Here is a 10,672-nt window from a genome sequence, read left to right as displayed (position 1 = left end):
GCATTAACTCATCACTCAAAATTTAAAACTCAAAACTTAAAATTTAAAATTTATAATTCAAAATTTGTATATTATGAAAAAGAATCTATTCTTAGCGATGGTTTTGCCGATGGCAATCCACGCACAAGTCGGGATCAATACCAATGACCCTAAAGCGACTTTAGAGGTGCGGAAAAATTCCCTTATCCCCACAACTCAGCCCCAAGGCGTTATTTTTCCGAAGTTTACTTCTGCCGAGCGTTTGGCGTTTAGTAACCCAGAAGTAGGCACGATGATTTATAATACAGACAAAAACTGTATTGAAATTTATAGAGGTGTAGTGAGTGGCGTACACCAGTGGGCGTGNTTGCCCGATGTAGGTTCTGCCAAAGCCCAGAGTGTGGCGATAGTGCCAGCGGGCTTTGAGGGCGTTTATGTGGCAGGAGTACCTTTTACCGATGCCAACAAGGTGAAGTTTGAGTTGCAAAACAATGGTTTTTCTCCCATTAGCAATGTGAATTTTGCCAGTGCTGTGAGCTTGCAGAACGGCAGAGCCAGCATTGGTATCAAAGGCGGAGAAAATAAAAGTATCAGCCTACAAGCAGGGAGCAAAACCACGCTAAGCTACACCCTTACAGGCACCCCAGAAGAGGGTGTGCTGATGGCAAACTTTAACCATTTAGGCTTAACTGCCGACCTGCAAGCCCAAGTAGGTTTAGGTTCTGCAAGTGTTGCGAACAAAGACAATTACACGGTATCTTTGTATTACCAGCCTACCAATACCGTTGTTCCAGGGAAAATAAACAACGGAGCAGAAAAAGTAACGATAAAAATCCCATATACCAATGGGAAAGGCTCATATAATGCTGTAAACATTAACAACATTAAGACCGCAGCAGGGCAAGGTGGCGATGTAAACGATTTAAGCCTTTCTATCCCTGCGGGTAACTTTGGCGTAACTGGTGAGTTAGAGGCAACGATTACGGTGAGCGGTAGCGACCAAGAGTATTTAGTAAAGCAAATGGCACCAGGGGAACAATATGTCATTGCTACTTTCCCTATTGATATGAATGGTATACGTTACGATGTCGTATTAAAAGGTATAGGGGGTATCCCAGACCGTTGTTTTGGCAAAACAACATTAGAATGTGTGGGCTATGGTGCTAATGTAAAAGAGCATGAGTTTATTTATGTGCCAATAGAAGGACCAGACGGCAGAACATGGCTTAATAATAACTTAGGGGCAGAGTATGCGAGAGTGGGTTCTCCGTATTTTAACCCAGTTCAGCAAGCCACCAGCAAAACGGACTGGAAGGCTTATGGTTCTCTTTTCCAGTGGCAGCGTAACCCTGATGGTCATGAGTTGATTGATTGGTCAAGCTCAACCAGTGGTACGCCGAGATACACTAGTACAGGTTATACCTCAGATTCTTGGACTAATGCAAGGACTAATAAATTTATACAAGAATACATTTCGGGTTCTTCATGGGTTAATTCTTCGTTAAATTCAGATTCATCTCAGTGGAATTTATGGCAGAAAAATGGTTCCACCAACCCATGTCCGTCTGGTTATCATGTTCCTACATATACGGAGCAGATGGCGTTGTATGAGGCTATTACAGGTGAACCAAACGGCAGCCAAATACTTAGGGGCTCCGTAATGTATGACGAGTCAACTCTTGGACTGCCGCTGGCTGGTTCGCGTGGAGGGTACCGGGTAGCCAGGGTAGAATCATATTCTCAAGCGTGGTTATGGAGTAGTACGCGAACACGTGATAAGCTTAGTTGGCATGTCTTCTTCGACAAAAAAGGAAGTAGTATATCAACACACTGGCAGGATTCTGGGATGTCAGTCCGATGCATCGAGGATTAAGCGTGCGTTCACAGCGGTTTGCCACCAGCCCGCTTAAGCTTGTAAGTAAAAAACAGGCGGGTAAGGCTAAGTATGGCGGTAACCCTATAGGGTAACATAATGTAACCCTATGGGTTCGCTAAAAAAGGTACAAACTAACCACCATACCCCCAAAAGCCTGCAAAGGCTTATCTATAAAGACTTTGTAGGCTTTTATAATTAATAAAATAAACTAACTAATATTTTAAAAATAGTAAAAAAACTAAGACATTATGCCTAAAATCTTCCGCAAACCCGCTCCCTATATGATGTTGCAAGATTTCTATCCTACTAAAATGTACTAATGTAAAATGTACTAATGTAAAATGTACTAATGTAGAATGTACTAATGTACTAATGTACCGATGTAGAATGTACTAATGTAGAATGTACCGATGTAGAATGTACTAATGTAGAATGTACCGATGTAGAATGTACTAATGTAAAATGTATCGATGTAGATATAAGCCTAATGCCTCCTGCCTACGGCTTACACTTACAGCCAACTAATCTCTAACTTCTAAAATCTAAAAAATATGAACAACTTAAAAGCATGGCTTCGCCCCAACCTCCTCACCAAAGATGATAAAAATGATTTTATNGCTGTACCACTTTCCAACGGTAGCATCGGCATTAAAGAAGTAATAGAAGCCCTACAAAAAGAGGGCATGGAAATCCAAACCGAAACGGCGGTAGACATTATCACGCGATTTAACCGCAAGGCATCGGAGCTGGTACTCAATGGGTATAGCGTAAACACGGGTTTAGTGTATATGCGTCCTGCCATAAAAGGCGTGTTTTACGACAAAACTTTTAATAAAGAAAAACATTCGGTCTATGTAAGCATGAACCAAGGCACAGAGCTAAGAAAGGCTGCTGCAGAAACCAAAGTAGAAATCCTCGGCGAACAAGCCAGCCCAATGAGCTTGTTCAGTATTACCGATAAAGCCACAGGCAATACAGACGGTACACTGACCAAAGGTAAAAACGCCGAAATCAAAGGGACTTATATTAAGGTAGAGGGCAGCGACCCTAAAAATGGTATTGTCTTTAAAAACTTAGACAACAGCCAAGAAACCAAGCTGCCTATGGAAAACATCGTCCTTAATGAGCCTTCAAGATTATTGATATTAGTTCCTGCAGATTTGCCTAATGGCAACTATGAAGTGAGCGTAACCACGCAGCGGAGTAGTGGGAATGTCTTGTTAAAAGAACCGCGTACAGAGGTGCTAAGTACCCCAGTGGTAATTGTCTAAATGTCGGACACCCAGAGATACTCATGTCGGACACCAGAACATTATAATGTCGAGGTGTCCGACATTGCTATGTAGGGAATATGATATTACAAACTTGTTTCTTATCCCTTTTGTCCAACTCAGGCATTTATATTACCTTTGTCCTACAATTATTTAATTATGGAATTATCTGCTCCCGTTAAAGGTTTTATATTTTCGTTTATTACTGTTATTGGTGCATTTGCGATTTATTATTTCTTTTTGGCAAAGCGTAACTATTATGTGGTAGACAATCCTACGCCTAATACTTACTACTTTAAAATCAACAAAGGTAATGAACAAGTGGTGGCTGCTGGACAGACCGTAAAGGTAGATTTAAAGAAAGGAAAAAATGAAATAGAAGTATTAGATGCTAATAAAAAGCCATTATACGATTCTATTTTTCAAGTAGATAAAATCCGTGGACTGCTAAATGTGGCACACGCCGACTACTATGTGCATAGACAGTATTACGGATATATTCCGAATAAAGATTCCTTACTTTTAGCCCATGGTACTACAAAAATTGATGATAAAGATTACTACGGCGATTTAAAGAAATTTAACAATCTTTATATCGATGATTTCTATTTTAATGTAGATGAAGACTACGATGCGGTGGTGAAAAATATTCAGAAAGTAGAGTCTAGAACTAAAATTTTTAGAAAGCAAGATTTCATTAACTATTATAGCGAATACTACAAATTTTAATTTATAAATTTTAACATTTTGAAGACAGAAGTAAAACCATATAATACCGAAGCGACTAAGAAAACGGAGGTAGAAGATATGTTCGATAATATTGCACCAAAATACGATTTTCTTAATCGTACCTTATCTATGAAAGTAGATTTGTTATGGCGTAAGAATTTAGTCAATTGGTTAAAAAAAGACCAACCTAAAGACATTCTAGATGTAGCTACGGGAACGGGAGATTTAGCCATTGCAATAGAAAAAAGTACCCAAGCGAATATCGTGGGGCTAGACCTTTCTCAGCAAATGCTTAATATTGGTATTGAAAAAGTAAAGAAACTCAACCTTTCGGATAAAATTAAAATGCTAAAGGGCGATGCAGAAAATCTACCCTTTGAAGATAATCGCTTTGATAGTGTGACATCTTCTTTTGGCGTTAGAAATTTTGAGAATCTAGAAAAAGGCTTAGCGGAATTTAGAAGGGTTGTAAAAAATGGACATTCTATCTACATTTTAGAATTTTCCAAAGTTGAAGGGATACTGGCGCCGTTTTATATGTTTTATTTTAAGCATATTTTACCGCGTATTGGCAAGTTGGTGTCTAAAGACAGCAGAGCTTATACTTATTTGCCAGATTCTGTAAACGCTTTTCCTTACGGCGAAGAAATGAAATCTATTTTGTTAAAAGTAGGGTTTAAAGAAGTGGAATATAAAAAGCAAAGTTTTGGTATTGCCACGATTTATAAGGCTACAAAATAAAAACCACAGAATTCTGTTATAATAAAAACAGCAGTTATGAAAAAGATATTTTCCCTTTTGGCACTTAATATAACGATACTTTCTTCGGCACAGTTTCGTATTAAAGACCGTATGGATCGTATGGAAGGCTTTGATGAGAGAAAGTTTAGTTATGGATTTTTTCTAAATGGAAGCCAAAATGATTATAAAATAGTGCTAGACGATAAATATGGCATCGACCATAATAAAAACTTAGTGGTTTCTAAACCCACTTATAGTTTTGGTGCAGGGCTGATTGGGAGAATGCGAATCAATAAAAATTTTGATTTAAGACTAGAGCCTGGGATGCAGTTTATCGAGAGAGATTTATATTTTGATACCCAGCATAATGACCTCTATGCCACCGACCCGAAAAATCCGTTTACCCCGAAAGTCCTTACAGAAGAAGACAAAGTAAGAAAAATAAAAGCGACGACTATTGATGTACCATTGCTACTAGAATTTCATATTGACCGCTGGTATAATTCTAGACCGTATGCTGCCGCAGGTGTCAATTGGCTCGTTAATTTACAATCCAACTCTGGCAACGAAGATGATAATGCCAACGGGACTTTCAGAACTACGACGCACAACTTTGCTTATTCAGCAGAGATTGGGATTCAGTTTTACTTTAGCCGATTTAAACTAACACCAGCATTTCGTGGTACTTTTACTATGGGTAATGAATTGGTAAGTGATAATCCTAATACCTCGCCTTATTGGGCATCTACTATGAACACCATACAAGGGAGAAGTTTTATGTTCTTACTTAAGTTTGAGTAGAAGTATATAGTTAATTTTGTTTTTTCACATCATTAAAAAAGATTTATTAAAATAAAAAATGATTCTTAATAAGAACTATTCATTAAGTTTAAAATTATTCTTTCTTTTACTGTCATTTAATATCTATGGGCAACAAAAAGAATTTACTCCAGATTACTTAGCAATTTATAATTTTAGATTTAGAGTAGATTCTTTATCTAATAACTACGCTGAAGATAATATGGCTTTGTATATTTCTGATAAAATTTCCATTGTACAAAATCTTAATTCTCAAAAAATAGATTCTGTAATTTATAGGAATAATGCAAATCCAATTAATAGGATTGACTTTTCAACTATTAAAAAAACAAAATTTAAGTTTACAATTATTAAAACTCCAGAGGCTTCTATTTTTTATGAGAAATTAGGAAATTCCTTTGTAGGCTATAAAGATAATCCAAATTTTGATTGGAAACTTCTCAATGAGTTTAGAATGATTAATGATTATCAATGTCAAAAGGCTACACTCAATTTTAGAGGTAGAAATTACATAGCTTGGTTTACAACAGAATTTCTTATTAGCGAAGGTCCATATAAATTCAAAGGTTTACCAGGACTAATATTTGAAATTTATGATACGAAAAATAATTTTGCTTTTAGTTTAAAATCATTAAAAAAATATAAGAAACCTATTAGATATATTGATAAAATTTCTTTCATAAATAGAGAAGATTTTTATCCTACAAAATTAAACTATATGGAAAGTTTAAAGACTCGTTTTATTAATATTCAAGATAAAAAGCGAAAAAAACTTATTTATAATCCTATTGAGTTAGAATAATGAGAATGTTTAGTTATAGGTTTTTGTAAGTTAGCAATTAGATGTTATTATTTAATAGGTAACATTTAGGTTAGTTTTATATTATGGTTAAAAACTTTATCATCCTTTTAGGGTTATTTTTCGTATTAGAATTTTATGTCTATCAAGCCATCCGAACCGTCACACAAAACCATTGGGTTCGCGGTCTTTATATTGGTGTAAGTTTGTTAGCCTATGCTGTTATCGCTTATGAAATGCTGAATTATAACGCGGCAAACCGTTCTCAAATTCGTATTCAGTGGATTATTAGCGTATTTTTAATTTTCATTCTGCCTAAGTTATTGATTTTCGTTTTTTTGTTAATCAATGATTTTTTTAGGTTTATACAATGGGGTTTTAGATGGGCGGTACATTCTAATACGCATTTTCCAGAACGCCGAAAGTTTTTATCTTTAGTAGGTGTTGGCTTAGCAGGTGTATTGTCTATGGCAGTCGCAGATGGTATCATCTTTGGAAAGTATAGGCATAGAGCCAGAAGGGTAAGATTAAAGTTGAAGAATCTACCTGCTGCATTTAAAGGTTATAAAATTGTGCAAATTTCTGATGTCCATAGTGGGAGTTTTCTTCATCCTGAAAAATTACAATCGGCAATTGATTTAATTAATGAGCAACAACCCGATTTAGTCCTGTTTACTGGTGATATGGTGAATAATTACGCCGACGAATTTCAACCTTTTATTCCTCTTTTTAAACAGATTAAAGCTAAAGATGGAAAGTTTTCGGTATTGGGTAACCACGATTACGGCGACTATGGTCAATGGAAGTCTAAAGAAGAAAAGGCTCAAAATATTCCAAGATTAATTACATTTCAAAAAGAAGCAGGCTTTGAAATGCTAAGGAATGAACACCGTATCATTACCAAAAACGGACAAAATTTATACATTTTGGGCGTAGAAAATTGGGGTGAAAAGCCTTTTCCACAGTTTGGAGATTTAGATAAAGCCGTAGCAGGAGTTCCAAAAGAAGCCACTAAAATCCTAATGAGCCATGATCCTACTCATTTTGACCATATTGTAAAGCACCATCCAAAAGACATACAGTTAACATTATCTGGGCATACTCATGGGATGCAATTTGGTTTAGACCTTAAAAATGTGCGCTGGTCGCCAGTACAATACCGCTACAAAAAATGGGCAGATTTATACGAAAGTGAAGACAAATATCTTTATGTCAATAGAGGTTTCGGTGTATTGGCTTATCCAGGTAGAGTAGGGATAAATCCTGAAATTACCGTTTTTGAACTGAGTTAAGTTTTTTTCTTAGTTAATATTTATGAAAATGACTCGGAAATGCTTGTTCAGGTTTTATTTTAAGAATGTTAAGGCTAATCCAAGACTTTAGAAATCCATAGCCATAGGAAAATAGTTGGATGTAGGCTGCCATCACCGCCATAGTCGCAATACTGATGTTTTTAGTTTTCCATAAGGCGTGCATCCAAACGATTAAAGTATAGAGTCCGTACAATCCTAAAAGAATCCCATTATGCCAAATAAAATAATGTAGATTCCCAATGACATACCCAATTAAAAATAAAGAAGGAAACCAAAAAGTCAATTTTGTATATTGAGGGTGCCTTTGGTTGAGGATAGGACGGGCAATGCCAAACTGATAGACTTGTTTAGAAAATTTTCCAAAATCGGTGCGGCGTTTGTGGTACACACCAATATCATCAAAAAATGCCGTAGTATAGCCGTGTTCCCAAAGCGTCATCGAAAGGTCTGGGTCTTCGCCAATACGCATTTCCGAAAAACCTCCTACCGCATCAAATACTGATTTTTTTACGCCCATATTAAAACTTCTAGGCTGGAATTTTGAAACCGCTTTTTTATTCCCCCGAATGCCCCCCGTAGTAAATACCGAAGTCATCGCATAGGAAATGGCTTTTTGCATCAGGTTAAAACCTTTATGGGCTTTATCGGCGCCACCAAAGGCATCGCAGGGAATGGTGGCGATATTCTTTTTAATATTCGAAATATAATTAGCCTCTACGATCACATCACTATCCACAAAAATCAGCCATTCGCCGTGAGCTCTTCTGGCACCATAATTTCGTGTTAAGCCGGGTCCCGAATTATCTTTTCTAAAAAACTGAATTTTCAATTGTCTCTCAAAAAGTTCTACCGTAGGTTTTAGATTGATTTTAGAACCATCGTCCACGATAATCACTTCAAAGTCCTTATCCGTCTGCTTTGAGAGTGAATTTAATAGTTCAAAAAGTTCGTCTTTTCGGTTGTATATGGCAATGATGATGGATAGCGTTGGCATAGATTAGTCGTTGAATTTGGCTTTTTTACTTCCTTCGTACATTTCGTATTGTAGAAAACGAGTTTCTAATTTTCCGTTGAATAATTTTATTTTTCTACTTGGGCGAAGTCCTATCTTTTTAGCCGCTACCAAATCTGCGGTAATCAGCCACGCTAAAGTATTAGGATAATGTTGTTTAAAGGTATCTCCAATTTTTTGATAAAAATCATCATCGCTAATGGAAATTCGCTCGTCGTAGGGTGGATTAAAGACAATAAGCAACGGAAAATGCTCTTTTTCGGATTCAAAAAAGTTTTGTTTTTTCACTTCTATCACCTCTTCTAGTTCAGCTTTAGCAATATTGGCTTTAGCAGCGAATAAGGCTTTGGGATCTTTATCGTACCCTATAATTTTACCATCAAATGCTTTTATTCGGTTGATTCTAAATTCTTTTATGGTTTGAAATAAATCGGCATCGTAGTTTCGCCAATTCTGAAACCCAAATGAAGTTCTAAAGATTTGAGCGGGTAGATTCATCGCCATCATCGCCGCTTCTATCAGGAGTGTTCCGCTGCCACACATAGGGTCTAGGAAATTACCTTTACCATCCCAACCTGCTAAATGCAACATTCCCGAAGCTAAGACTTCATTAATTGGAGCAACGCCTTGTTCTACTCTATAACCTCTTTTAAATAGAGGGTCGCCAGAAGAATCCAAAGAAATAATGACATGGTCTTTGTCTATATGAAGGTGGAATTTAACATCTGGATTTTTCGGCTGTACATCGGGACGCTTACGGTATTTTTGCTGAAAGAAATCTGCTATGGCATCCTTCATCTTAAGCGTCATAAAGCGGGAGTGGGTAAAGCGTTCGGAATAGACGGTGGCGTCAATCGCGAAACTTTGGTCAATACCCATCACATCGTCCCAAGGGAAGCGTCTTAATTTTTCGTAGAATTTATCTTCGTTATAGGCTTTAAATTCTAGAATAGGAACTAAAATTTTGACTGCCGTTCTTAGTGAGTAGTTAATTTTATACAGAAAACCTAAGTCCCCCACACAGTTGACTGCACGATTTTTGACCTGAACCTCTCTACCCCCAAGCTGTTTGACTTCTTCGGCTAAGATGTCTTCTAAGCTATAAAAGGTTTTAATATTAATATTTAATGCTTCCCAGTTTAATTTCATAATTTGATTAAATAAGGACAAAGATAGAGAAATAATTTGATAGAAATTAGAACTTAAAGGCTAAATTTTAGCCGTAGGCAATAAGCAATAAGTCGCTCCTTACCACTCATCACTTTTAACTTCATTTATAATTCATCTAAAGTTGAATCTATCATAAAATATTTTTCACTTAATCAATATTTATTATTTTTGTAACATTATAAATTGTGAAAAATAATAAAATGACAACTGTAAATATTTATCTAACCTTTGGTGGTAATTGCTTAGAGGCTTTTCGTTTTTATCAATCAGTTTTTGGTGGAGAATTTTCCAATATAAAAAAGTTTACTGAAATGCCTTTGCAAGAAGCGGATACGCCTCCAATCTCTGAAAATGATAAGGATAAAATTATGCACATTAGTTTACCGATTAGCAAAGAAACCTTATTAATGGGGAGTGACACATTTGAATCCTTTGGACAGTCAACACCAAATATCGGAAATAACTTTTCAATAAGCGTACAAACAGACAACAAAGAAGATGCTTATCGAATTTTTGAAGCTCTTTCATCAGATGGTAAAGTTAAGATGCCTTTAGAAAAAGCATTTTGGGGAGATTATTTTGGAATGCTCACAGATAAGTTTGGTATCAATTGGATGATTAATGTAGATTTAAATACTTAGAATTATTGATTCTGAATATCCATGATTAATAATATTTTTATTGAATATCCTTAATTACACCTATAAGTATTATCTTTGCACTAAATTTAGAAGATAATCCGTATGAACTTATTTACTTTTACAGCTGAGTTTGGAGATGAGCAGAGTTGTCGNAAGCATTTCAAAGAAGAGCGTGACAAGCATGGAGTGGTTTGCAAAAAATGCTCAAATACAACACATTATTGGAAGAGAGACAAAGAATGTTATGAGTGTAAATCTTGTGGTTTTCGCACCTCTTTACGCAGTGGCACTATTATGGAAAATTCAAATCTTCCTTTTCTTG

Annotated in this window: 10 protein-coding genes and 1 pseudogene; 9 read left to right on the top strand and 2 right to left on the bottom strand. The window is 36.2% G+C overall.

Annotated features, from left to right (window positions below):
• Nucleotides 1-73: 73 nt before the first annotated feature.
• From C237_RS0108395 to C237_RS0108365, 7 genes are all read left to right on the top strand, one after another.
• Nucleotides 74-1,852: a fibrobacter succinogenes major paralogous domain-containing protein gene (locus C237_RS0108395; protein WP_026315591.1), complete on the top strand. Its 1,779-nt coding sequence runs from the start codon at nt 74-76 to the stop codon at nt 1,850-1,852.
• A gap of 554 nt (nt 1,853-2,406) precedes the next feature.
• The gene (locus C237_RS0108390) at nt 2,407-3,126 is read left to right on the top strand and encodes a DNA-binding domain-containing protein (RefSeq protein WP_018676050.1); all 720 of its coding nucleotides are present in this window, start codon (nt 2,407-2,409) and stop codon (nt 3,124-3,126) included.
• Between the two features lie 159 nt (nt 3,127-3,285).
• Nucleotides 3,286-3,855 (top strand): hypothetical protein, encoded by a 570-nt coding sequence (locus C237_RS0108385; protein ID WP_018676049.1) that lies wholly within the window; start codon nt 3,286-3,288, stop codon nt 3,853-3,855.
• 18 nt (nt 3,856-3,873) lie between these two features.
• Nucleotides 3,874-4,596 carry a bifunctional demethylmenaquinone methyltransferase/2-methoxy-6-polyprenyl-1,4-benzoquinol methylase UbiE gene (gene ubiE, locus C237_RS0108380; RefSeq protein ID WP_018676048.1) on the top strand — a complete coding sequence of 241 codons (723 nt, stop codon included), beginning with the start codon at nt 3,874-3,876 and terminating at the stop codon, nt 4,594-4,596.
• 36 nt (nt 4,597-4,632) lie between these two features.
• Nucleotides 4,633-5,397: a type IX secretion/gliding motility protein PorT/SprT gene (porT, locus tag C237_RS0108375; protein WP_018676047.1), complete on the top strand. Its 765-nt coding sequence runs from the start codon at nt 4,633-4,635 to the stop codon at nt 5,395-5,397.
• Between the two features lie 58 nt (nt 5,398-5,455).
• Entirely contained in the window at nt 5,456-6,217 is a 762-nt protein-coding gene (locus tag C237_RS13975; protein WP_018676046.1) for a GLPGLI family protein, read from the top strand.
• 83 nt (nt 6,218-6,300) lie between these two features.
• Nucleotides 6,301-7,506 carry a metallophosphoesterase gene (locus tag C237_RS0108365; RefSeq protein ID WP_018676045.1) on the top strand — a complete coding sequence of 402 codons (1,206 nt, stop codon included), beginning with the start codon at nt 6,301-6,303 and terminating at the stop codon, nt 7,504-7,506.
• A gap of 13 nt (nt 7,507-7,519) precedes the next feature.
• Here the strand turns inward: C237_RS0108365 and C237_RS0108360 are convergent, their stop codons facing one another.
• Both C237_RS0108360 and C237_RS0108355 read right to left on the bottom strand, forming a co-directional pair.
• A complete protein-coding gene (locus tag C237_RS0108360; protein ID WP_018676044.1) occupies nt 7,520-8,521 on the bottom strand; it encodes a glycosyltransferase family 2 protein in 1,002 nt (333 codons plus the stop codon).
• Between the two features lie 3 nt (nt 8,522-8,524).
• Nucleotides 8,525-9,688 carry a THUMP domain-containing class I SAM-dependent RNA methyltransferase gene (locus tag C237_RS0108355; protein WP_018676043.1) on the bottom strand — a complete coding sequence of 388 codons (1,164 nt, stop codon included), beginning with the start codon at nt 9,686-9,688 and terminating at the stop codon, nt 8,525-8,527.
• A gap of 221 nt (nt 9,689-9,909) precedes the next feature.
• Between C237_RS0108355 and C237_RS0108350 the strand changes: the two genes are divergently transcribed.
• Nucleotides 9,910-10,350 (top strand): VOC family protein, encoded by a 441-nt coding sequence (locus C237_RS0108350; protein ID WP_018676042.1) that lies wholly within the window; start codon nt 9,910-9,912, stop codon nt 10,348-10,350.
• Nucleotides 10,351-10,452: 102 nt separating this feature from the next.
• Nucleotides 10,453-10,672: pseudogene (locus C237_RS13190) on the top strand (IS1595 family transposase); the annotation flags it as partial.

Origin of the sequence: Riemerella columbina DSM 16469, assembly GCF_000374405.1 — a bacterium.
GTDB classification, from domain to species: Bacteria; Bacteroidota; Bacteroidia; order Flavobacteriales; family Weeksellaceae; genus Riemerella; species Riemerella columbina.
The sequence above is the reverse complement of the archived record's forward strand: the minus strand, read 5'-3'. Positions and strand labels throughout refer to the sequence as shown.

What these genes read in the sequence shown, in the direction of transcription:
- C237_RS0108355 (WP_018676043.1), bottom strand. Translation starts at nt 9,688, where the DNA reads ATGAAATTAAACTGGGAAGCATTAAATATTAATATTAAAACCTTTTAT.
- C237_RS13975 (WP_018676046.1), top strand. Translation starts at nt 5,456, where the DNA reads ATGATTCTTAATAAGAACTATTCATTAAGTTTAAAATTATTCTTTCTT.
- C237_RS0108350 (WP_018676042.1), top strand. Translation starts at nt 9,910, where the DNA reads ATGACAACTGTAAATATTTATCTAACCTTTGGTGGTAATTGCTTAGAG.
- C237_RS0108360 (WP_018676044.1), bottom strand. Translation starts at nt 8,521, where the DNA reads ATGCCAACGCTATCCATCATCATTGCCATATACAACCGAAAAGACGAA.
- porT (WP_018676047.1), top strand. Translation starts at nt 4,633, where the DNA reads ATGAAAAAGATATTTTCCCTTTTGGCACTTAATATAACGATACTTTCT.
- C237_RS0108365 (WP_018676045.1), top strand. Translation starts at nt 6,301, where the DNA reads ATGGTTAAAAACTTTATCATCCTTTTAGGGTTATTTTTCGTATTAGAA.
- C237_RS0108385 (WP_018676049.1), top strand. Translation starts at nt 3,286, where the DNA reads ATGGAATTATCTGCTCCCGTTAAAGGTTTTATATTTTCGTTTATTACT.